The following is a 22,211-nucleotide window of genomic DNA, read 5'->3' on the forward strand; positions in this document are numbered from 1 at the left end:
CCCGCGCACACCCCGAGGTGTGCGCGGGCGGTCACGTCTGCCACGGCCGGGCGCCGGGATCAGTGCCGGGACGGTGTGGAGGACTCGGGCCGGCGGGGGGCCGGTGCGCCGGCGTCCGTGTGCTGTCCGTCCGGTGCGTCGTCGTGTGATGCGTCGTCGTCCGGTGCGGGTGCCGTCCCGGACGCGTGCGCCCCGGACCCGCGGGCCGAGGTCGCCTGGGCCGAGGCCGCGCGTGCCGCCCTCGATTCGCGGGCGGTGCGCAGTGGCGACTGTGTCCACTCGGCGAACCACCAGACGCCGGCCACCACGCACGCCCACAGCAGTCCGCCGAGAACCGCGCCCGGCCACGGCTCCTGCTCCGCCCATCGCTCGACGGCCGTCAGGGCCACCCAGCCACCGAGCAGCACGGTCAGAACTCGTACACGCCTATACCTGAACATCTCGGCCCGCTACCCGGTCGGCGGGGGATTACGCAGCGTGATCCCGAATAAATCCGCAGGCCGCTCCGATGACTCCGGCGGCAGGAGGCGGGGCAGACTCACCGGTGCGTGCGCGGCATCCGTCTCTCCCCGTGGAAGGGGGGTTGTCGGAGGCGGTGGAAGCAGGTGGGATGACCGTATGAAGAAAGCGCTTTCATCGCTCGGCGCCGAACCCCCGGCGCGCTTCGACCACCTCGATCACCGCTACCGCGGCGAGAACCCGGTCCGCACCCTCGGCCTTCTCCTCCGCCCCGACCGCGGCCGGCTGGCCCTGGCGGTCGCCCTCTTCGTCGTGAAGCACAGCCCCATCTGGCTGCTGCCGCTGATCACCGCCACCGTCCTCGACGTCGTCGTCCAGCACGGCCCCGAGTCAGGCATCTGGCGGTCCGTCGGCGTCCTCCTGTTCATCCTCGTGATCAACTACCCCCTGCACCAGTGGTACGTGCGGTGCCTCGGCGGCAGCATCCGCCGCATGGGTACGACCCTGCGCTCGGCGCTCTGCCGCCGTATGCAGCAGCTCTCCATCGGATACCACGCGCGGGTCAGTTCGAGCGTGCTCCAGGCCAAGGTGGTCCGCGACGTCGAAGCCGTGGAGCAGATGGTCCAGCAGAGCTCCGACATGGGACTCGGCGCCGTCGTCACCCTGGTCGGCGGGCTCGTCGTCATCGGCGTACGGGTGCCCGAGTTCCTGCCCGTGTTCCTCGTCGTGGTCCCCGCGTCCGGCATCCTCGTGATGAAGCTGCGCAGCCGGCTGCGCAGCCACAACGAGTCCTTCCGGCGCGAGGTCGAACAACTGTCATCGCGCGTAGGGGAGATGACCACTCTCATCCCCATCACCCGCGCCCACGGACTGGAACGGACCGCGCTCGGCCGGGTCGACGGATCGCTGCGCCAGGTGTTCGCGGCCGGGTTGCGCCTGGACATGATCAACGGCCGGTTCGGCTCGCTCGCCTGGGTCATCCTCAACACGCTCGGCGTCCTCTGCCTCACGGGATCGGCCCTGGTCGCCTACCACGGCTGGATGCCGATCACCGCCGGCGACGTGGTGATGCTCAGCGCCTTCTTCACCGTACTGACCGGATCCGTCACCACGCTGCTGGGCCTGGCCCCCGTCCTCACCAAGGGCCTGGAGTCGGTCAGGTCGGCGGGCGAGGTGCTCCAGGCGCCGGACCTGGAGAACAACGCGGGCAAGGCGCGGGTCGACGGCGTCGTCGGACGCATCGACTTCGAGGGCGTCGGATTCGCCTACGAGGACGGGGAGCCGGCGGTCGACGGGTTCACCCTCTCGGCACGGCCGGGGGAGACCATCGCGCTGGTCGGGGCCTCCGGCGCGGGCAAGTCCACCGTGCTCAACCTCCTCATCGGATTCATCCGGCCCACCTCGGGCCGCATCCTGCTCGACGGCACCGACATGGCCGGACTCGACCTGCGGTCCTACCGTCGCTTCCTGTCGGTGGTGCCACAGGAATCGATCCTCTTCGAGGGGAGCATCAGGGAGAACGTCACGTACGGCATGGCGGACACGGACGAGGACACGTTGATGCGCGCCCTCCGTGACGCCAACGCGCTGGAATTCGTCAACAGCCTTCCCCGTGGACTGGACACGGTCATCGGTGAGCGGGGCGCACAGCTGTCGGGCGGTCAGAAGCAGCGTCTGGCCATCGCCCGTGCGCTGATCCGCGACCCGAGGGTGCTGGTGCTCGACGAGGCCACCTCCGCGCTCGACAACCGCTCCGAAGCCCTGGTGCAGGAGGCACTCACCCGGCTCGTGCACGGCCGGACCGTCTTCGTCGTCGCCCACCGGCTCTCCACGGTCCAGGGGGCCGACCGCATCGTGGCCATGGAGGGCGGACGCATCGCCGAGGTGGGGACGCACGACGAGCTCCTGCTGACGGACGGCGTCTACGCAGGGCTGCAGCCCGCGCACCCCGCCTGAGGCGCCGGACTCCCTGTCGGAGCCCGGGCGTCCCGGCGGAGCCCGGACACCCCGCCTGAGGGGCGGACCCCCCGCCTGAGGGGCGGACACCCCGTCAGGGACGGCAATCGTCCGCAGTGGTGGCCGGGGAGCCGGGCTTCCGGGACCCGGAGGCGGGAGTTCCAGGCCGCGGCCCGGCCCGCCTCTCTTCGGCCACCGGTCCTGTGCCCGGCGGCCGAAGAGCGACGGGGTGGGCTTCCCGGCGGTGGGGGAAGCGCGGATTCCGCCCGGGGGGCCGGGCCGTACGTAACCCGCGCACGCGTTCGCTCTCCGGGTGTGCGTACGAAGTTGACGGCGCGTGGATTCGGCTGCCCGTGCGACGCGTCATACCAGAGCGGGACGCCCGGCGGGCAACTTCGACAACTGCACGCCGAGCGCGGACGATTGACGACTACCGTGTGTGGCCGGTGATCAACGGTGGGCTCATATCGGTCGAGCCCGCCCCGACCGTTGACCCGGGCCTGACCGACCACCGTAGGTGTCACCACACGAATGCCGATTCCTGGTGCCCCACGTACCGAGGACGATGATGTCTCAACTTCGCGCACCCACCGCGCGACCGGAACGCCGCGAAGGCGGACGGCACGGCCGTCCGGGTGGCCGTACGCACTCGGCCGCGAACCGGCCGCGCGCCACGCAGACCACCCCCGACACCCGGCTGCGGCCCCAGCTTCTGCGCACCGCCCTCCTGCCGACCGTGGCCGCCGTGCTCAGCGGGGCCGCCGCCGTCATCTTCACCATCCGGTCCTCCGGGGTGCGCCCGTCCGGCAGTCTCCTGGCCGCACTCGGCGGCTCCGGGGCGCTGGCCGTGGCTGCCGTGGCGGCGGCCCTCCTCGGCGCCCACCGCGTCGCCACCGGAGTCGCCGACCGCTGCCTGGCGCTGCGGCGCACCGGTGCCCGGCACCAGGCCGAGCTCCAGCGTGTCGTGGAACAGCTCCGCGAGGGTGAACCCCTGCCCGCCCGCGCGTCCACACCAGCCCCCGGCCCCGGCGCGGACGCCTTCGACCTCCTGGCCCAGGAGATGAGCCGCGCGCAGGACGACGCGGTGGCGGCGGTCGTCCAGGCCTCACAGCTCTTCCGGGGCAACGGGAACGAACAGAAGGTCGAGGTCTTCGTCAACCTCGCCCGGCGGCTGCAGTCCCTCGTGCACCGCGAGATCCAGATCCTGGACGAGCTGGAGCACGAGGTCGAGGACCCCGACCTTCTCAAGGGCCTCTTCCACGTCGACCATCTCGCGACCCGCATCCGCAGGCACGCCGAGAATCTCGCCGTACTGGGCGGTGCCGTGTCACGGCGGCAGTGGAGCAATCCCGTCACCATGATCGAGGTGCTCCGCTCGGCGATCGCCGAGGTCGAGCAGTACCCGCGGGTCAAGCTGGTCCCGCCGATCGACGGCACCCTCCGAGGACACGCGGTCGCCGACGTGATCCATCTCCTCGCCGAACTCGTCGAGAACGCCACGGTGTTCTCCGCGCCGCACACGCAGGTCCTGCTGCGCGCCCAGCGCGTCACCGCCGGACTCGCCCTCGAGGTCGAGGACCGGGGGCTCGGCATGCCCGGCCCCGAGCAGAAGCGGATGAACACGCTGCTCGCCGACCCCGACCAGGTCAACGTCGCCCATCTGCTGCAGGACGGGCGGATCGGGCTGTTCGTGGTCGCCTCCCTGGCCCGCAGGCACGGCATCGCCGTACGGCTGCAGAGCAACATCTACGGGGGCACGCAAGCGGTACTCGTGCTGCCCGAAGTCCTTCTGGGCATCGACATCGATGCCACGACGACTCCCGAGGCGGCCCCGGCCCCGCCCGCAGGCGCCGTGCACCACCCGTCCACCCACGACACACCTCCCGCGGTCCCGCAGCAGGCCGGTCCGCCCCCGCTCCGGCTGGACCAGCAGTCCGGGCAGGACCGGCGCCAAGGGGAGGCGCCACCCCTGCCGTTGCGCGCGGAGCGGGTCGACCGCCCCAACCTCGCGGCCTCCCCACCCGTCGCCCGGTCCGTCGCGCAGGCCGGTCCGATGGGCCCCGTGGCGCCGGAGGACCCCGGCGCGTCGGCCGGTCCCGTGGCGCAGGCGGATCCCGCCGTGTCGGCCGGTCACGCCGGGGCCTCCGGTCCCAGCCCCGGTGTCACCGTTCCCGCGCCCCCGGCCGGTCCCGGTCCCGCTTCTGCCGGGTCCGCCGAGCACGTGCGGCCCGTCATGGACGCGGGTGTTCCCGCCGCGGTGTCCCCCGCCGTCGAGGCAGGCCCGGACCGTCCCCAGCTTCCCAGGCGCAGCAACCAGGAGCATCTGGTTCCGCAGCTCAGGGAGGTCCCGGCCCCGCGTGCCGAGGACGAGAACGCCCTGCACGACCCCGGCCTGATGGCGGCCTTCCGGCGCGGGGTCGACCTCGCCGAGGCGCAGACCGCCGAGGAGCCCCCGACCGCAGACGCGTACGGCACCCCGGGTTCCGCTCCTCCCGTCAGCGGCGGCCACGCCGCCGGCGCGGGGGCCCGGCGGACCCAGGGTCTGGCACCGCTGCCGTTCCGCGTCCCCACCGCCGCGACGGTCCCCGCGGAACGCCCGGTCCCCGGGTCCCGGGGGCCGCAGACGTCCGAACCGGATCCACGAACCGAGAACATGTTCAAGGAGTAGATACACCATGACGACAGAAATGCCGTCCGGTCAGGTCTCGGACCTCGACTGGCTGCTGAGCGGCCTCGTCCAACGCGTGCCGTACACACGCAGTGCGGTCCTCCTCTCGGCGGACGGCCTGGTGAAGTCCGCCCACGGCATGGACGCCGACAGCGCCGACCACATGGCGGCCCTGGCCGCCGGCCTGTACTCGCTCGGCCGGAGCGCGGGTGCCCGGTTCGGTGACCACGGCGACGTGCGGCAGGTCGTGGTCGAGCTCGACTCGACGCTCCTGTTCGTCTCGACCGCGGGCGCCGGCACCTGCCTTGCCGTCCTCGCGGGCCGCGAGGCGGATGCCGCCGTGCTCGGCTACGAGATGGCCATGCTGGTCAAGAGCGTGCGCCCCTACCTGATGACGCCGCTCCGGCAGCCGGCCGGAGCTCCGTTCACCCCGGGGCTGTGAGGATGCCGGCCCCGCAGGACGGGCCGTTGCTCGACGACGCGGCAGGCCGGCTCATCCGCCCGTACACCGTGAGCAACGGCCGGACGAGGCCGACCACCGTCCTCGACCTGCTCTCCCTGGTGATGGCCACCGGGAGCCGGCCGCAGTTCCACCTCGGCCCCGAGCACACCGTGGCCCTGGAGCTCTGCGACGGCCCGATGTCCGTGGCCGAGATCGCCGCACATCTCCGGCTGCCCGCGGTCATCACCAAGGTCCTCCTCTCCGACCTCGTCGACTGCGGAGCGGTGACCGCGCACGCTCCCGCGTTCCATGACATGCCAACCGACCGATCCCTGCTGGAGGCAGTGCTCGATGGTCTACGACGACAGCTCTGACAGCTCCGGAAGCTCCGGATACTTCCCCGTGGCCCTCAAGATCCTGGTCGCGGGCGGGTTCGGCGTCGGCAAGACGACGTTCGTGGGTGCCGTCAGCGAGATCGCGCCGCTCAGCACCGAGGAACTGCTGACACAGGTCAGCGCGGCGACCGACAGCCTCGAAGGCATCGAATCCAAGTCGGCGACCACCGTGGCCATGGACTTCGGCCGGATCACGCTGTCCGAACAGCACGTGCTCTACCTCTTCGGCACCCCGGGGCAGGAGCGCTTCTGGTTCATGTGGGACGAGCTGTCCAAGGGCGCGCTGGGAGCGGTCGTCATCGCCGACACCCGACGGCTGGCCGAGTGCTTCGCCGCGGTCGACTTCTTCGAGCGGCGCGGTATCGGGTTCATCGTCGCCGTCAACGAGTTCGACGGCGCCTACCGCTACGAACCCGAGGAGGTACGGGCCGCCCTCGACCTGGGGCCCGACGTGCCGGTCGTCCTCTGCGACGCCAGGATCGCGAGCTCGGGCACCGGAGCGCTTGTCACGCTCGTCCAGCACCTGCTCAACGCCACGGCTCCGGCGCCGCTCTCGGGCTTCGGGGCCCATCCGTGATTCCGTACGGGACGGGGCGGCGGCCGTCGCTGACCCCGGTCGACCGGGACGGATCACGCAGGGCCGCCCGGCTGCGCAGGCTCGGCCTGGGGGAGCGCCCCGACGCCTCGTTCGACAGCTTCGACGCCTTCGCCGACCGGGTGGCCGAGGTGACCGCGACACCGTTCTCGATAGTCAACTTCATCGACGAGAACCGGCAGTTCTTCGCCGGCCTGCACACTCCGGCGGGCATCCGGGGCGGATCCGACCTGGGTGCGGCCGCGGCAGCGGGAGGCCGTGGCGGCCGCCATCTGGCCCGGGACCACGGCTACTGCCCGCACGTGCTGGAACGGCGCAAGGCCCTGGTCCTGGAGGACGTCTGCGACTACCCGAGGTTCGCGGGCAATCCGGTGGTCGACGACATAGGCATCCGCTCCTACCTCGGCGCCCCGCTCATCGACCGTACGGGGGTCGCGCTCGGCACCGTCTGCGCCGTGGACACCGTGCCCCGCGCCTGGGGCCGGGCCGGACTCGACACCATCAAGGGGCTGGCCCGGGAATTCGTCGTGCAGATCGAGCACCGGGAAGTGCCGCGCCTCTGACGGCGCGGCCCGGGCCGGTTCGCGGGCACGACCGGCGGCGTCATTCACCGAGCTCCGGCCCTCCCGGCCCCCGGTCCGTGGAAGCGCAGCAGGTCCACCGTGAACAGGTCGGGGTCCTCGCTGCCCCAGGCCGAGTTGGTGAAGACCACGTACAGCCGCACGCTGCCACCGGGGTCTCTGAGAGCGGTCGCCGGTGAGACGTCCCCGGCTCCGGTGCCCGCGCCGGGGACGGTCAGCGAGCCGAGCAGAGGACCGTCGGGCGAGCCCGCCCGGAACGAGACCGTACCGCCGAGTCCGCACGCGGTGGCACCGACCGTGACCGACCGGATGCCGCCCAGGTGGACCGGGTCGAAGGAGATCCAGTCGCCGTCCTCGATCTCCGTCAGGGCCCTGCCGCCCGACGCGTGCGTACGGCTGCCGATGACGGCTCCGTCGTGGGCACCTCCGGTCGCCGTGAACCCTTCCGCCTCCTGGAGGTCCCTGCGGACGGTGAGGGTGGTGGAGCCCGTCAGCGCCGGGGCGTTCGGGGCACCCTTGTCCGTGTACCGCACCGTGATCCGTGGCGCGCCGGACCGGGAGGCGTCGCCGGCCACCGTCGCCATGGAGCCCCGGCACCCGGGGGAGCCGGGGAGAGGGCGCAGCGGACCCGCGCGGCCGGCCTCGGAACGTACGCGGACCCGGGAGCAGTCGACCGGGGAGGTCGCCCCGTCCTCGGGGTCCTCCACACCCACGGTGAAGGCCAGGGTGTCGCCGGGACGGAACAGCCCGCCGTCCGGCGGCCCGTGGACGGTGATCCGGGGCCGGGTGTTGCCCACGGTGATCTCCTGGCCCGCCATCGCCGTCGTCCCCTCGGGCCCGGTCACCGTGAGGCGCGCCGTGAACCGGCCCTCGGTGCGGTAGGTGTACGAGGGGTTCGCCTCCGTCGAGTCCGTGCCGCCGTCACCGTCGAAGTCCCAGGCGTAGGCCGTCCGTGACCGGCCGGCCGGGCCGGAACCGGCCCCCTCGAAGGTGACGGTGAGGGGGGCGGAGCCGTTGTCGCGGTCGACGGCGATGCCCGCGCCGGGCAGCCGGCCGTCGCCGACGTGGTCGATCCGGAAGACACCCGCGCCCTCGTTGCCGCCGTCGCGCCCCGTGCCGCCGTCCAAGCCCGAATCGACGACGTACAGGGCACCGTCGGGGCCGAGGACGGCAGAGACCGGGCGGTGCCACTCCATGTCACCGAACAGTTCCGTGACGGACTGGAGTCCTCCGGCCTCCACCGGTCCGAACCGAGGGTCGACGAATGTCTGGTCGGCCCGCTGGAACGCGTGCGCGGTGAAGTGCCGGCCGGCCGGGTCGTACGTCAGCCACTTCCCGTCGAAGTACTCGGGGAACTTGCTGCGGTAGAGGCTCGCCGGGTCGTAGTCGTAGACCGAACCGTTCACGGCCACGACGTCGCCCCGGGCGACGGGGACCGCAGGAGGAGCGCCGCCGGCGCGGGGGCACCCGGCCCCTGCACCGGCCTCGGCTCCGCCCCCGGCGCAGTAGGGCCCGTCCACCCGGCCCGCTCCGGCGATCCGGAGGTACTCAGCCGAGCCGTCGGGGGCGGTCGCAGCGGCCAGCGGGGTGCCGCTCGACGGGTCCACGGTCACGCGGAACGGGTCGCGCAGGCCCGTCGCGTAGATCTCCGGGCGGGCGCCTGACGTGCCCGCCCGGTGGAGGTTGCCTTCCGGCACGGTGTAGGTCCCGTCGTCCTGCGGGGTGATCCGCAGGACCGATCCCCGCAGATCGCTCCGGGCATCAGGGGCGTCGGAGGGTGTGACGTCGCCCGTCGCCACGTACAGCCGGCCCTGCTGGTCGAAGGCGAGCGACCCGGACGGCGGAGGCCGCCCGCCCGCCGTGGACCGCCGGCCGGGAAGGACGAGCAGGCGCCTCTCGGACGCGGGGTCGACCGCGGGCCCGTCGGCCGTGAAGCGGGAGAGGAACAACCTCCCGCCCGTCGTGTCGGAACGCAGCAGGTACAGCCAGGCGTTCTCCGCGAAGTCCGGATCCAGGGCAAGGGCGCTCAGCCCGCCGGCACGGGCGACCGCTTCCGGTGAGTACGCCAGATCGAGAGCCGTGGAGACCCTCATGGTCCGCTGGTCGACGACCGCGAGCTCACCGGTGCGCCGGGCGACGAACACCCGGCGGTCGGGGGCGACCGCCATGTCCACCGGATCGAAGAGGCCGCCGGCCGCGAGCGGTGTCCGCTGGAAGGAACGGGCCTGCGTCGCGGTGCAGTCACCGGGCCTGGCGCCGGCCGCCCACTCGATGCCGCCCAGCAGGTGGCGGAGGAAGGCGTCGTCCTGGAACGCCGACGGCGCGTGGCCGCCCGCGGTGAACCACGAGCGGCCGCCGTCGTAGTTCCGGCACCACGACCAGGGATGGTCCATACCGGCGCCGAGGCCGGTGATCTTGTCGCGCACCCTGATCCGGGCGAGGGTGTGCACCGTGGGGGTCGGATCGGTGCGCCAGCCGAGCCACTCCTCCGTGCGTTCCCAGAGGTCGGGGAGCGTCATCGTCGAGGGGTGAGCATGGTCGAGTACCTCGATCCGTCCGGCCTGCACGGGCGTGCGCCGGTCCAGGGCGGCGCCCACCAGCCCGTCGTACCAGTCCCATCCGCCCGTGCCGGCCGACGCGTCGTGGAGGCCGACCCAGCCGCCCCCGGCCCGGATGTATCTGCGAAGAGCCGCCCGCCCGGCTCCGTCCAGGGCACCCGCCCCGTCCGCCGCGGCAGCGGTGTTGTTGAAGACGACCGTGTGGAACCGCGCGAGATCGGTGTCGTTGAAGACGGCCGGATCGTCCGTCGCCTCGACCCCGAACCCGTTCCGGACACCGAGCCCTTTCACCGCCTCGACACCGGCGTGGACCGTTCCTTGGGATGCGCGCGCCGCCCCGGAGTACACGAGCACGCGGAACGGAGCCTCCGGTGCCCTCGGGAGTGAGGCGGCCGCCACGGAGCCGGTGATCAGCACGAGAAGGGCGAGGAGGGACATGAGGGCGATCGATGCCGGGGACAGGGCCGGGGACACGGGGTCGCCGGGTAACGGGCGGCTGCTCATGAGGGCGCTCCCGGTGCGTGGGGGCCGGGCAGGGGTAGAAAGCGCTTACTGATGTGCCTGGTTCAGATTAGGTTCATGGCATGGTCGGGTCAATGGCGCCGTGGGCCGGCCGGGGTCTGAGGCCGCCCGGCCCGGCACAGGGTGTCTCAGAGATGGAGGAACCCGGCGATCCGCAGGCGGAGTGCATGCGCGTCGAGGCCGTGGGCGGCGAGGTGCTCCGCCATCTGCCCGTACCTCCGCAGCTCGCCCCGTCCCACACCCAGCCCGAGCACCCGGTGCGGCAGGTCGGCCAAGGCGTCGTTGGCCGCCGCCGTGGAAGTCCCCGCCAGGTAGGGCTCGACGATCACGACGTCCGCCGGGGTGCCGTCCCCGGCCGCGCGGCGGAGTCCCGGTGCGTCGAAGGGGCGCACGGTCGTCGCGTACAGCACCGTCACGTCCAGGCCGTCGGTCGCCGCGAGGACGTTGTCGAGCATCGGTCCCACAGCGATCACCACCCCGCCCCCTCCTTGGCGCACCGTGCTGAAGCCGGACCCGGTGACCGGACGGCCCGTGCCGTTCGACTGGAGGGAGAGCCGCACATAGACGCGGTCGTCCCCGGTGACCGCCTGCCGCAGCAGGGCCTCGGCCTCGTCGGGGTGGCCCGGCACGTGCACCGTCCAGCCGTCGAGTGTGTCGAGGAGGGCGACGTCGCCCGGGGCCATGTGGGTGAAGCCGCCCGCCGGCCAGTCGTACGAGCCCCCGGCGCTGACGAGCACCCCGCCCACTCCTTGGTGTCCCAGGTCCAGCTTCACCTGTTCGAACGGGCGCTCCACGAGGAAGCTCGCGAAGGTGTGCATGATCGGCCGCACCCCCGTCAGGGCCATCCCGGCGCCCGCGCCGATGAGGAGCTGCTCCCTGATCCCGACGTTGACCACCCGGTCCGGATGGGCCCGCTCGGCCCGCTCGAAACCGTCGCGGCTGATCTCGGCGAGCACCAGCGCGAGGCGGGGGTCCTCGTCCAGCAGCCGGGTGGTGGTGGCGATGAAACGGTCACGCATGGTGTCCATGGGCATGTTCTCCGTCGTCTCTCGGGGCGGGCGGGGCGGTCAGTGCTTGGGAGCCACGCGGGCGATCACGGCGTGCGGACGGCCGGGGTGCGGCGTGGTGAAGGCGGCGTACAGCGCCTCGTGGTCCCGGCCGTCCACGGTCCGCGCGGACCATCCGGCGGCCTCGATCCGGGCCGCGATGCCGCCCGGCCTGGAGTACGTCGCCGAGGCGTTGTCGATCACCACGGTGTGCAGCTGGTCGAGGCCGGCCGGGCCCGCGTAGGCGATCGCCTCGTGGTTGCTTCCCTCGTCCAGCTCGGCGTCGCCGGTCAGCACCCACACGCGGGGGTCCGTGAGACCTTGCGCCCGCAGTCCCAGCACGCTGCCCACGGCGAGCGGGAGGCCGTGGCCGAGCGATCCGCTGCCGATCTCCGCGCCGGGGACCAGCAGCCGGTCGGGGTGGTGGCCGAGCGGCGAGTCGTACGACCCGAAGCCGGTGAGCAGCTCCTCGCCGAAGAAGCCGCGGGCGGCGAGCACGGCGTAGTACGCCATGGGGCCGTGCCCCTTCGAGAGCAGGAAGCGGTCGCGGCCCGGTGAGCCGGCGGTGTCCGGGGAGACCCGGAGCACCCGGTCGTACAGGACCCAGAGGGCGTCCAGCGTGGAGGTCGCGGCGGGGCCGTGCTTCTCGTCGCCGGTCATGAGGCTCATCAGGCGGTCGAGCTCGTCGTAGCCGTGTGTGGGGCCGTGGCCGTGCACGGAGTCATGGCCGTGCACCGGGAGCGATGTCGTGTGCGTCATGAGGCTCAGCGTTCTACCTCAACCAAAGTTGAGGTCAAGCCCGGGAAACGGGTTCGTGAGCACCGGTGCAAGTGCGGTATTGTTCTCATGCGCGTTCGGCCAGGGGAAACCCCAGGTCAGACGGACAGCGGGACGTGGCGCAGCTTGGTAGCGCACTTGACTGGGGGTCAAGGGGTCGCAGGTTCAAATCCTGTCGTCCCGACTCGAGAGAGTCGCAGATCAGGGCCGGTTTCGGAGGTATCCGAAACCGGCCCTGGCCGTTTTCCCGGTGCCTCTGCCCGTCGGCCTCCGGGTGAAGGCGCGGTCCGACCCGCACGGCCCGGATCCACCAGGTGCTGCCGACGCCCCGGGCCTCGCCGATCCGGGCGGCGGCGTCGCGCGTCGGCGCGCGCGAGAACGGGCCGACGGCTCGGTCTCGACGCCCGGCGGGCGGTGGTACCGTCCCGGCCGCCGGGTGTCGTTCGAGGGCGCGGTCGGGCGGCGGCCGCCGTGCCGCGTCCGGGGTGGGCCGGTACAGCCCATTCCGTAACGGTGGGGACACGGGTTCGGAACAGGCAGTCCATACGCTGCGCGGACAGGTGCCTTCGGGCGTCCTCACCGAACTCGGGGTCCATTCCGTCCGAGGGAGCGCGTTCACGAGGTGGCGTGCCCGTCCTTCCGCGGAGCCCGCGTCGACGCCGACGCGGTCGGCCGTCCCGCTGCCGGCCCGGGGGCCGTTCGAACGGTCCCATCGGATCGAAGTGGAGGTTCGGCCGGGCTGACACGTGCTGCGGCCCATCGGATGCTCCGGGGTGCGCGCGTCATGTTTCTCCCTCCGTCCTGACGGCTGCCCGGGCCCGCCGGGGGCGGGGGCGACCGGCTGGGTGAGGTGTGGGATACACGAATCGCCGTGGAAGAACTTCGCAGAGAAACATGGGAGTTGAACGTTGTGGGCCCCGCGTGTGTCGCTTGAAACAGCACTCCTGAAAAGCGACTATGACGGTCTGAGATGCCTGTGGCAGGCGGTGGGGGCCGTGTAGGGTAAAGAGGTGCATTCCTGTACGGGGGGGACCTGTGTACGCGTTCACGGAAAAAATGCATGACCTGACGAGGGTGGCGACCCTGCTCCCGAGCCAGGCGTCCGGGGCGGCACGTGCTCCTCGACCGATGTGCTGTTCTCCCCGCGTGGAAGCGGACCGACGCGCTGCCGTCGGGCCGGCGCCCGGATCCCGTCCGGCGGAGAGCGTCCGCCGCGCGTCCGGAGCGCGATCGACGTGTACCGGCATGCCGGCCAACGGGGGATCGGCCGGTTCGACGCTGCTGCCGCGTCTCCGGGCCCCCGGATCGCCCACCGGGGCGACGGGGTCCGCGGCCCCCGACTGTCGACGCGCGTCGAATCCCCGCGTTCTCCGGTTCTAGGTTCCCACCGCCCACGGAGCGGAACCCGGTCCGGCCGCCCCCGTGTCCCCGCTGTGCGACCGCAGGCCGTCCTCCCTTCAGGCCTGCCCGGACGCGTCCGTGTTCCGGGCGCCGAATGTCGCAGCTCGCTTACCCGCACGTGCAATTCGCGCACCCGAACGGCATGCCGAACCGAGCCCCGAGACCGTGAAGGCTCGGAAAGAGCGGTTACTCCATACGTCACATCGAGCGGAGTTGTCTGGATGTCACATACAGCGAGCAGCACCCTTTCCGTGCAACTGCTGGGCACCCTCCGGGTGTGGTCCCACGACGAGGAGATACTCATCGGCCCACCCAAGCAACGAGCGTTACTCGCGTTACTCGCCATTCGTCTCGGGGCGGTGGTGAGGCGCGAGCAGATCGTCGACGCGTTGTGGGGACCCGAACCACCTGCCACCGCCGCCAACGGAGTGCACACCTATGTGGCCGGGCTGCGCCGGGCGCTGGATCCCGTGCGGGCCGGCAGAGGTTCGGGGGAGGTGCTGGTGACCCGGTCGGACGGCTACGAACTGCGCCTGCCCGTGGAAAGCGTGGACGCTGCACTCTTCGTGCGCCAGCGCGAGGAGGCCCGCCGGATGGCACTCGCCGGCCGTCCCGAGGCCGCGTTCGAGCGGCTGGGGGCGGCACTGGGTCTGTGGCACGGGGAAGCGCTGGCGGGGGTGCCGGGGCCGTTCGCCGCCATGGAGCGCGTCAGACTGCGCGAGCTGCGGTTCGCCGCCGTGGAGGAGTGGATCGCCGGCATGATCGCCGCCGGGGGGAGCGAAGAGGCGGTCGTCGTGCTGAACGAGGCGATCGTGCAGGAACCCCTCCGCGAGAAGCTCCGTTACCTGCTGATGCTGGCCCTCTCCCGATGCGGCCGACAGGCGCACGCCCTCCAGGCCTACAGCGAGACCCGTACCTATCTCGACGAGGAACTGGGCATCGAGCCGGGCGTCGAGCTGCGCAGTCTGCATGCCCGGATCCTCGCCGGCACGGTCGAGAAGTCCCGGCCCCCGCGCAGCCCGCAGCGGGAAACCGTTCCCGCGCAGGCCGAGCGGCGGTCGATGGCTCCGGCGGCGGCCGCCTACCTCCCGAGCCACCTCCCTTCACGCGCCAACGTCTTCGTCGGCCGGAGCGCCGAACTGTGCCGGGTGCGGGAGATGCTCACCCGGGACAGCCCCGAACGCGGCCGGGCGACCCCGATCCTGGCCATCGACGGAGCTCCGGGCGTCGGCAAGAGCGCCCTTGCCCTGGAGCTGGCCCACGAGTCCCTGGACCGATTCCCCGACGGTCACCTCTACGCGGACCTCGGAGGGACCGGCGACCATCCGCTGAGCGCCTTCGACGCCCTGGCGCAGCTCCTGCAGAGCCTGGGTATCCAGCGGGTGTCCCTGCCCGCCGATCTCGACGGCCGGGTGATGCTCTATCGAAGCCTGCTGCACGGCAAGAAGATGCTTGTCGTACTGGACAATGCCCTGGGCGCTGACCAGTTACGGCCATTGATACCTCAGGGGTCGGCCTGCCTGATGGTCACCAGCCGCCAGCCGCAGCGCGGACTGGTGGTCAGGTACGGCGCCCATCGGATCGGTCTGAAGCCGCTGGACCGGGAGACCGCCACCGCGCTGCTCCTCGCACTGACCGGGGCCGAGCGGGGAACGGAACGGCCGTCGTCCGTGTCCCGGCTCGTCGACCTGTGCGGCGGCCTCCCGCTGGCCATCAGGATCACGGCCGGGAGGCTGCTCGGGGACCCGTACGCGAGCCCGGAGCGACTCGCCGCACTGTACGAGGACCCGGCCACGCGGCTGGAGCTTCTCACGGTCGAGGGTGACGACGACATGAGCATCCGTTCCGTGATCACGGTCAGTTACCGCCATCTGGCGGACGAGACCGCCCGGTTGTTCCGGATGCTGTGCAGGGCCGGCCAGGAGGAGGTCGGTCCGCTGGCCCCGGTCCAGCTCATGGGCATCACGCCCAACGCGGCGGCGAGCCATCTCGAATCGCTCGCCGACCACGGCCTCCTGGAGCGGATCGGTGCCGAGAAGTACCGGCTGGACGACCTGGTCCGCGTCTACGGGGCCGGCCTGCCGGAGGTGCAGACGCAGGCGATTCCGCTGCACACGCCCCGGAAACTGGCGATCACCCAGGACCCGGACGGGCGTCGAATCGGCGGTCGAGTGGGCTAGGGGAGTGGCATTCGCCCGCTACTCGGCGAGATGGCTGAATACAGACCCCTTAACGCTGAGTAGGGGGTGCGGGGCCGGTACGGCCATGCTTTGATACGGGACAGTCTCGTATCAAAACTCTTCAAGGAGTGCACTGTGTCCGGTCCCGCAGTCTGGAGCAGCCCGAAGCGATGGTGGGCGCTCGCCGTCCTCGTCATCTGCGTCCTGGTCAATGGCCTCGACGCGACGATCCTCTATGTGGCGATGCCGGAGCTCGTAGAGGCCCTGGATGCCACCAACTCCGACCTGCAGTGGTTTCACAACGCCTACCTGCTGGTCTTCGCGAGCCTGATGCTGCCCTTCGGCGTGTTCGCGGACCGGATCGGCCGCAAGCGCCTGCTGATCGCGGGCCTCGCGGTGTTCGGTCTCGCGTCCGCCTACGCCATGTACGTGGACACCTCGGGGGAGTTGATCCTCGGTCGTGCGCTGATGGGCCTCGGTGCGGCCATCGTCACTCCGGTGTCGCTCGCCATGCTGCCCGTGCTCTTCGCCCCGAAGGAGCGGGCCCGGGCCCTGGCGATCTGGTCGGCCGGTGTGGCTCTCGGGCTGCCGATCGGCCCGCTGGCGGGCGGCTGGCTGCTGGAGCACTTCTGGTGGGGGTCGGTCTTCCTCATCAACATCCCGATCCTCCTCGTGGCCATGGTCGCCGGGCTGCTGCTGTTCCCCGCGCACACGGGCAAGCGTGAGCACGCCTTCGACTGGCAGGGTGCCGTGCTGTCCGTCCTCGGACTGGGATCGCTCACCTTCGCGCTGACCCGGGCGCCCGAGGAAGGCTGGCTGAGCACCGAGACGCTGGGCGGCTCCGCCGCCGGACTCGTGCTGCTGCTCCTCTTCGTGCTGCGGGAGCGGGCCACCCCTCACCCGCTCCTGGACGTGCTGGCCTTCCGGAACCGGTACTTCGGCGCCGCAGTGATCGCTCTGCTCTTCGTCCACTTCGCCATGACCGGCTTCCTGTTCATGCTCAGCCCGTACCTCCAGGCCGTGCTCGGCAACTCCTCCCTCGGGACCGGCGTTCGCATGCTGCCCGTGGTCCTCGCCGTGATGGTGGGCGCGGGCACCGCAGAGCGGCTGGCCCCGCGGGTGGGGCCGCGTGGCCCCGTGACCGCGGGACTGCTCCTGATGGCCGGCGGTCTGCTGCTCTTCACGACGACGGAGGTCGACTCCAGCGACACCCAGGTGGCCCTCTGCCAGATCATGCTCGGCATCGGTATCGGACTGACCCTCGCCATCGCGATGCACACCGCACTCGCCACCGTCCCTGACGAGAAGTCGGGTGAGGCCTCCGGTTCGACCAGTGCCTTCCGGCAGGTCGGCGGCGTCATCGGGGTCGCCGTCCTCGGCAGCGTGCTGGGAACCGGGTACCGGGACGAGATGGAGTCCGCGACGCGGGGCCTTCCCGAGGAGGCGGCGGACGCGGCGGGCGACACGGTCGGAGCGGCGCTGCGTGTCGCGCAGCAGATCGGTCCGAAGGGCGAGGAACTCGCCGCGGCGGCGCGCCAGGCCTACGTGGACAGCATGGACCTCGCACTGATCGGGGGATCCGCGGTGCTCCTCGTCCTGGCCGCGGTGGTGTTCGTCTGGATGCCGCCGAAGTCCGTCCCGCACGCGTCCACCGGGCTCGAGACCGAACCCCTCCGGTCTGCGCCCGAGCACGTATGATGAGGGTTTCGTGGCGTACTGGGACCGTGCCGACGTGCATACGGAGGGGCTGACGGTATAGATGCATGACACCCGTGAAGGTCGATCAGCCGGTCCCCGGCGAGTGGGACGCCCGCGCAACCGACAGGCGGACTCCGCCATCCTCCAGGCAACGGTCACGCTGCTCGGAGAGACCGGATTCCAGGGCCTGACGATGGAGCAGGTGGCCCGGCGGGCCGGCGTCGGCCGGGCGACCGTGTACCGGCGCTGGAAGTCGAAGGAAGAGATGATCATCAACGCGCTCGACACGTTGATGGCCGACTTCGACGTGGCGGAGACCGGCGACCTTCACGAGGACCTGTTCGCCATGACCTGCTGGCTCAGGACCGGGCTGCTGACGGCCCCCGAGGGGCGGCTCCTGCCGCACCTCGCCGCCCAGGCCGTCAGCGACCCGAACTTCCCGTCCAGCCACATGGAATCGTGGGTCTGCCCGTGGCGCGACGCCGTGAAGGCGGTCCTGATCCGGGGCCGTGAGGAGGGTGCCGTGCGGAAGGACGTCAACGTCACCGGGGTGGTGGACATGCTGGGAGGCGTCGTGATCCTGCGGCTCTTCCTGGGCCAGGGCCGGCCGCTCGAGGACGACCAGATCCGGGACATGATCGACGGCGTGCTCAACGGGGCCCTCGTGCGTGACGGCTCGGCCGCCTGACACCGGTCCCGAGAGGTCCCGAGAGGCGCTGAAAGGCTCCGATGGGCCCTGAAAAGCACCGGAACATCCCGGAAGCCCGGGCGGGGTGGCATGACGGCCGCCTCGCCACCTTCCACCACGCCCGCACGCGTCCGGCATGAGGGCGCCGCTCTGCGGCATCACGTCCCCGCTCCCGGCCCTGGCGAGGGACCTCCGTCGGCGGCCCGCGACCACACCCTTGACGCCCGGCCGGGTCCCGGAACGGTCCCGGCCCCGTGCCCCGGAACGCAGATCCTGCCTGTCGACGACACGGTCTCCCGGCCGCGGTGCCCGGCCTGGCCCGGATCCGGCCTGTCACGAACGGAGTAACGATGAGTGCTGAGGCTCACCCCCCGCTCTCCCCGCCCCGGCCGCAGGGAGAGGTCCGCAACTGGCCGAGATCGTTCACCGACCGGCTGACCTCGCCCCTGCCCGGAGTCTCCGACTTCGTCCGGCTGGCGCTGCGCGGCGAGCGCCTGCGTCCCTCCGCCGAGGGCCGGGCCCAGATTCCCGACCTGCCCTTCCGCCCGGAGCCGCTGCCCGATGTCACCCCCGGGGAGCTGTCCGTGACCTGGGCCGGGCACGCCAGCCACGTGGTGCGGATCGGCGGCCTCACCGTCCTCACGGACCCCGTCTGGTCGCAGCGGATCGTGGGAACCCCCCGGCGGGTGACCCCGGTCGGTGTCCCCTGGGAGGACCTTCCGCCGGTCGACGCCGTGGTCATCAGCCACAACCACTACGACCACCTGGACGCCCCCACGCTGGACAGGCTGCCGAGGGACACCCCGGTGTTCGTCCCGGCCGGGCTCGCCGAGTGGGTCCGTGGCAGGCGGTTCACCCAGGTCACCGAACTCGACTGGTGGGAGGCGGTGGAGCTGAAGGGCGAAGCCGGCCCGGTCCGCTTCGACTTCGTGCCCTCCCACCACTGGAGCCGTCGCGGCGCGACCGACACCTGTCGCAGCCTCTGGGGAGGGTGGATGCTCACGGCACCGGGCGGGCAGCGCCTCTACTTCGCGGGTGACACCGGCTTCGGCCACTGGTTCGCCGAGATCGGACGACGCTATCCGGGGATCGATGTGGCGCTCCTGCCGATCGGTGCGTACGAACCGCGCTGGATGCTGTCCCCCGTCCACACCTCTCCCGAGGAGGCCGTCCAGGCCTGCGCGGACCTCGGCGCGCGGATCCTGTCCCCGATGCACTGGGCGACGTTCCTGCTCTCCGCAGAGCCGCCGCTCGAACCCCTGCACCGGGTGCGTGCCGCCTGGGAGGCGGCCGGCCGGCCCGCCGCGGACCTCTGGGACCTCCCCGTCGGAGGGTCACGCGTGCTTGGCCGGAACTGAATCTTCCGAACACTGTGCAGAACCGACCAGGAGATCTACAGAAGGGATGCAGACTCTCTCCAGTTGGTCCGATGCAGACTGACGAGGCGCAATGCGGCGGGTACGGAAAAATCCGCGGTCGTCTGCTTCTGCATAGGACTAGAGGAAGGTCTACGCATGTCGTCCAGTATCTTCGGCATTTCCGCCGAGTATGACGTCATCGTCATCGGAGGGGGCCCGGCAGGAGCCACGACGGCCGGCCTCCTCGCCAAGCGAGGACATCGCGTACTCGTGCTCGACCGTGAGCGATTCCCGCGCTATCACGTCGGTGAATCGCTCATTCCGGCTTTCATGCGTCCCATGGAGGAGATGGGCCTCACGGAGCGCATGGACGAGCGCGGATTCGAGCGCAAGTACGGCGGGAGCCTCGTGTGGGGCAACAACCAGGTTCCGTGGAAGTTCGGGTTCCTCAAGGGCAAGTACCCGTACGCGTTCCACACCCGCCGGGCGGACCTGGACGCGTTGATCCTCGACCGCGCCCGTGAACTGGGCGCGCACATCATCGAGGACGCCACGGTCAAGGAGCCCATCGAGGAGAACGGCCGCGTGGTCGGCATCCGTTACGCCCTGCGCGGCATGGACGGTGTGCGTGAGGTGCGAGCGGGCCTCGTGGTCGACGCCTCCGGGCAGGCGCGTGTCCTCAGCCGTCGGTTCACCGACGTCAAGTGGCACGAGGAGCTGCGCAACGTCGCGGTGTGGACGTACTACGACAACTGCGAGCGCCTCGAGGGCGACGAGTACACGAACATCCTGATCGAAGGCCTGGACGAGGGCTGGTTCTGGGCGATCCCGATCGACAAGGGAACCATCAGCGTCGGCTACGTCACGCGCTCCGCGACCGCGGGTGAGGGCGGGCAGTCCCTCGAGGACCTGTTCCGCTCGGAGGTCGGCCGGACGACCAAGCTCAAGCACATGCTGGCCAACGCGCGGCAGTCCGCGGGCTTCCGCACCGCCCGGGACTGGTCCTACCACTCGGACCGGTTCTACGGCGACGGCTGGGTGCTCGTCGGTGACTCCGCGGCCTTCGTCGACCCCCTGTTCTCCACCGGTGTCGCCCTGGCGTCGCTCGCCGGCAGCACGCTCGCGCAGATCGTCGACCAGATCATCAAGCACCCGGAGATCGAGACCAAGGCGCTCGACCGGTACGCCACGGCGTATTCGGGATTCTTCGACGAGATCCGCGAATTCGTCGAGCGGTTCTACGACCGCACGAAGTACAAGGAGTTCTACCACAGCCTCGCGCAGGAGATGATCGACCCCGAGCACGAGCGCAAGCCCGCGGACGACTTCGTCACGCTCATCTCCGGTCTGAGCGGTAACCACCCGATGTTCCACATCGGGCTGGACGACCTCATCGCCGACGTGTCACAGCCGGAGATACAGAAGTCCTGAAATTCACCTGTGGCAGCCGCAGCGCCGCGGCTGCCACAGGTGTGTCCGAAAAGCCGCGCGCAGCCTATTGATGAGGGCCACGGGGTAATGACCAGCCATCAGTTGCAGATTCTCTTCTTCGATATCGCGCTCATACTCATCATGGCGCGAGGTCTCGGCCATCTGGCGACCCGGGTCCAGCAGCCACCGGTCGTCGGCGAGATCCTCGCCGGAGTGCTTCTCGGCCCGACCCTGTTCAGCGGGGTCATGAGCGAGACCCTCTTTCCCGACGAGGTGCGTCCGATGCTGATCGGGATCGCCAACCTCGGCGTCGCGCTCTTCATGTTCGCCATCGGTCTGGAGATCGAGGGCAAGACGCTCAAGGGCAACGGGCGGGTGACCGCTGCGGCGGCGATCGGCTCGACCGTCGTGCCGTTCGTCCTCGGCATCGGACTGGCCTTCGTCCTGCTGGCCCGCCATCACACGCCCGAAAGGGGGGCCTTCCTCGTCTTCATCGGTCTCGCCGTATCGGTGACGGCGTTTCCGGTGCTGGCCCGCATCCTCACCGACCGTGGCCTCAGCCGCACGGCCATCGGCGGAATCGCCCTGGCCACAGCGGCGTTCGTCGACGTGGTGGCCTGGGCGGCGCTCGCCGCGGTCAACGCGTCCGTCGGCGCGGGGGGCAGCCACTGGCAGGTCGCCCTCGTCCTGCCGTACCTGGCGGTCATGCTGTTCGTCGTACGGCCGCTCCTGGGCCGCTACCTCACGCCGGCCGGCAGACCCGCCTCGGCCGGCCCGCTCGTCTTCGCCGTCGTCATCATCGGGGCACTCCTGTCGGCCGCCGCCACCGAGGCGATGGGCATGCACCACATCTTCGGTGCCTTCCTCTTCGGACTCGTGGTGCCGCGGGAGGGGGCCGCGGCACTGCGGGCCGACGTCCACGACCGCACCGGGCACCTGACCTCGCTGCTGCTCCCCGTCTACTTCGTGGTCGCCGGATTCCAGGTGGACCTGAGCGGCATCGGTACGTCGGGCCTGCTGGAACTCGCACTGATCCTGGTCGTGGCCGTGCTGGGCAAGTTCGGCGGCACCTACTTCGGAGCGCGGTCGCAACGGCTGCCACGGCAGTCGGCCGCGACGCTCGCCGCACTGATGAACACCCGGGGCCTGACCGAGCTGGTCATCCTCGGGGTCGGGCTCAAGCTGGGGCTCCTGGACGGCTCCCTCTACTCGCTGATGGTGGTCATGGCCGTGGTCACCACAGTGATGACGGGCCCCCTGCTGTCGCGTATCCGGGCCGGGGCGGCAGCCGAGGACACCGGGTCCGAGAAGGCCGGGGCGGCCGAAGCGGCCGGGGCTGCGGCGCGGCCCGACGCCGATCCGGAGCCGGCCCCGTCCGCGAACCGGGCCGGGGCACCGCTGTAGCCGGGAGTCGGCAGGTCCGGAGGGAATCCAGGCGGGAGCGAAGGGACACATC

The 22,211-nt window shown here is 71.3% G+C and carries 16 protein-coding genes and 1 tRNA gene; 13 read left to right on the forward strand and 4 right to left on the reverse strand.

Annotation, left to right across the window (positions count from 1 at the left end):
• Positions 1-59 precede the first annotated feature (59 nt).
• Positions 60-440, reverse strand: coding sequence for a hypothetical protein (locus tag ACFC51_RS35275; protein WP_376532832.1), 381 nt, complete (start codon positions 438-440; stop codon positions 60-62).
• Between the two features lie 178 nt (positions 441-618).
• Between ACFC51_RS35275 and ACFC51_RS35280 the strand changes: the two genes are divergently transcribed.
• The 6 genes from ACFC51_RS35280 (at position 619) to ACFC51_RS35305 (ending at position 7,078) form a co-directional block, all read left to right on the forward strand.
• The gene (locus ACFC51_RS35280; RefSeq protein WP_376532834.1) at positions 619-2,415 is read left to right on the forward strand and encodes an ABC transporter ATP-binding protein; all 1,797 of its coding nucleotides are present in this window, start codon (positions 619-621) and stop codon (positions 2,413-2,415) included.
• Between the two features lie 568 nt (positions 2,416-2,983).
• Positions 2,984-5,083 carry an ATP-binding protein gene (locus tag ACFC51_RS35285; RefSeq protein WP_376532836.1) on the forward strand — a complete coding sequence of 700 codons (2,100 nt, stop codon included), beginning with the start codon at positions 2,984-2,986 and terminating at the stop codon, positions 5,081-5,083.
• A gap of 7 nt (positions 5,084-5,090) precedes the next feature.
• Positions 5,091-5,525: a roadblock/LC7 domain-containing protein gene (locus tag ACFC51_RS35290; protein WP_376376069.1), complete on the forward strand. Its 435-nt coding sequence runs from the start codon at positions 5,091-5,093 to the stop codon at positions 5,523-5,525.
• A gap of 2 nt (positions 5,526-5,527) precedes the next feature.
• Positions 5,528-5,899 carry a DUF742 domain-containing protein gene (locus ACFC51_RS35295; protein WP_376376067.1) on the forward strand — a complete coding sequence of 124 codons (372 nt, stop codon included), beginning with the start codon at positions 5,528-5,530 and terminating at the stop codon, positions 5,897-5,899.
• On the forward strand, positions 5,877-6,497 hold the full coding sequence (locus ACFC51_RS35300; protein ID WP_329235988.1) for an ATP/GTP-binding protein: 621 nt from the start codon (positions 5,877-5,879) through the stop codon (positions 6,495-6,497). The genes ACFC51_RS35295 and ACFC51_RS35300 overlap by 23 nt, the downstream gene beginning before the upstream one ends.
• Positions 6,494-7,078: a GAF domain-containing protein gene (locus ACFC51_RS35305; protein WP_376376065.1), complete on the forward strand. Its 585-nt coding sequence runs from the start codon at positions 6,494-6,496 to the stop codon at positions 7,076-7,078. The genes ACFC51_RS35300 and ACFC51_RS35305 overlap by 4 nt, the downstream gene beginning before the upstream one ends.
• 44 nt (positions 7,079-7,122) lie before the next feature.
• Here ACFC51_RS35305 and ACFC51_RS35310 read toward each other — a convergent pair whose 3' ends face one another.
• The 3 genes from ACFC51_RS35310 to ACFC51_RS35320 all read right to left on the reverse strand — a co-directional run bounded on the left by ACFC51_RS35310 (position 7,123) and on the right by ACFC51_RS35320 (position 11,981).
• Positions 7,123-10,158, reverse strand: coding sequence for a ThuA domain-containing protein (locus tag ACFC51_RS35310; protein ID WP_376532838.1), 3,036 nt, complete (start codon positions 10,156-10,158; stop codon positions 7,123-7,125).
• Positions 10,159-10,304: 146 nt separating this feature from the next.
• On the reverse strand, positions 10,305-11,204 hold the full coding sequence (locus tag ACFC51_RS35315) for a transketolase family protein (RefSeq protein ID WP_376532840.1): 900 nt from the start codon (positions 11,202-11,204) through the stop codon (positions 10,305-10,307).
• A 39-nt stretch (positions 11,205-11,243) separates the two neighbouring features.
• Positions 11,244-11,981: a transketolase gene (locus ACFC51_RS35320; protein ID WP_376532842.1), complete on the reverse strand. Its 738-nt coding sequence runs from the start codon at positions 11,979-11,981 to the stop codon at positions 11,244-11,246.
• A 128-nt stretch (positions 11,982-12,109) separates the two neighbouring features.
• On the opposite strand from ACFC51_RS35320, the gene ACFC51_RS35325 reads away from it, so the two are divergent.
• The 7 genes from ACFC51_RS35325 (at position 12,110) to ACFC51_RS35355 (ending at position 22,159) form a co-directional block, all read left to right on the forward strand.
• Positions 12,110-12,183, forward strand: a tRNA-Pro gene (locus ACFC51_RS35325).
• Between the two features lie 1,438 nt (positions 12,184-13,621).
• Positions 13,622-15,580, forward strand: coding sequence for a BTAD domain-containing putative transcriptional regulator (locus ACFC51_RS35330; protein WP_376532844.1), 1,959 nt, complete (start codon positions 13,622-13,624; stop codon positions 15,578-15,580).
• Between the two features lie 135 nt (positions 15,581-15,715).
• On the forward strand, positions 15,716-17,278 hold the full coding sequence (locus tag ACFC51_RS35335; RefSeq protein ID WP_376376056.1) for an MFS transporter: 1,563 nt from the start codon (positions 15,716-15,718) through the stop codon (positions 17,276-17,278).
• Positions 17,279-17,381: 103 nt separating this feature from the next.
• Positions 17,382-17,966: a TetR/AcrR family transcriptional regulator gene (locus ACFC51_RS35340; protein ID WP_376376054.1), complete on the forward strand. Its 585-nt coding sequence runs from the start codon at positions 17,382-17,384 to the stop codon at positions 17,964-17,966.
• Positions 17,967-18,316: 350 nt separating this feature from the next.
• Positions 18,317-19,324, forward strand: coding sequence for an MBL fold metallo-hydrolase (locus ACFC51_RS35345; RefSeq protein WP_376376052.1), 1,008 nt, complete (start codon positions 18,317-18,319; stop codon positions 19,322-19,324).
• A 156-nt stretch (positions 19,325-19,480) separates the two neighbouring features.
• Positions 19,481-20,755, forward strand: coding sequence for an NAD(P)/FAD-dependent oxidoreductase (locus tag ACFC51_RS35350; RefSeq protein ID WP_376376050.1), 1,275 nt, complete (start codon positions 19,481-19,483; stop codon positions 20,753-20,755).
• An 87-nt stretch (positions 20,756-20,842) separates the two neighbouring features.
• Positions 20,843-22,159 carry a cation:proton antiporter gene (locus ACFC51_RS35355; protein ID WP_376532846.1) on the forward strand — a complete coding sequence of 439 codons (1,317 nt, stop codon included), beginning with the start codon at positions 20,843-20,845 and terminating at the stop codon, positions 22,157-22,159.
• Positions 22,160-22,211: the final 52 nt, after the last annotated feature.

It is taken from the genome of Streptomyces sp. NPDC055962 (assembly GCF_042270185.1).
Classification (GTDB): Bacteria; Actinomycetota; Actinomycetes; order Streptomycetales; family Streptomycetaceae; genus Streptomyces.

Coding starts and splice junctions, on each gene's coding strand:
- ACFC51_RS35275 (WP_376532832.1), bottom strand. CDS start 440: ATGTTCAGGTATAGGCGTGTACGAGTTCTGACCGTGCTGCTCGGTGGC.
- ACFC51_RS35280 (WP_376532834.1), top strand. CDS start 619: ATGAAGAAAGCGCTTTCATCGCTCGGCGCCGAACCCCCGGCGCGCTTC.
- ACFC51_RS35285 (WP_376532836.1), top strand. CDS start 2,984: ATGTCTCAACTTCGCGCACCCACCGCGCGACCGGAACGCCGCGAAGGC.
- ACFC51_RS35290 (WP_376376069.1), top strand. CDS start 5,091: ATGACGACAGAAATGCCGTCCGGTCAGGTCTCGGACCTCGACTGGCTG.
- ACFC51_RS35295 (WP_376376067.1), top strand. CDS start 5,528: ATGCCGGCCCCGCAGGACGGGCCGTTGCTCGACGACGCGGCAGGCCGG.
- ACFC51_RS35300 (WP_329235988.1), top strand. CDS start 5,877: ATGGTCTACGACGACAGCTCTGACAGCTCCGGAAGCTCCGGATACTTC.
- ACFC51_RS35310 (WP_376532838.1), bottom strand. CDS start 10,158: ATGAGCAGCCGCCCGTTACCCGGCGACCCCGTGTCCCCGGCCCTGTCC.
- ACFC51_RS35315 (WP_376532840.1), bottom strand. CDS start 11,204: ATGGACACCATGCGTGACCGTTTCATCGCCACCACCACCCGGCTGCTG.
- ACFC51_RS35320 (WP_376532842.1), bottom strand. CDS start 11,981: ATGACGCACACGACATCGCTCCCGGTGCACGGCCATGACTCCGTGCAC.
- ACFC51_RS35330 (WP_376532844.1), top strand. CDS start 13,622: ATGTCACATACAGCGAGCAGCACCCTTTCCGTGCAACTGCTGGGCACC.
- ACFC51_RS35345 (WP_376376052.1), top strand. CDS start 18,317: ATGAGTGCTGAGGCTCACCCCCCGCTCTCCCCGCCCCGGCCGCAGGGA.
- ACFC51_RS35350 (WP_376376050.1), top strand. CDS start 19,481: ATGTCGTCCAGTATCTTCGGCATTTCCGCCGAGTATGACGTCATCGTC.
- ACFC51_RS35355 (WP_376532846.1), top strand. CDS start 20,843: ATGACCAGCCATCAGTTGCAGATTCTCTTCTTCGATATCGCGCTCATA.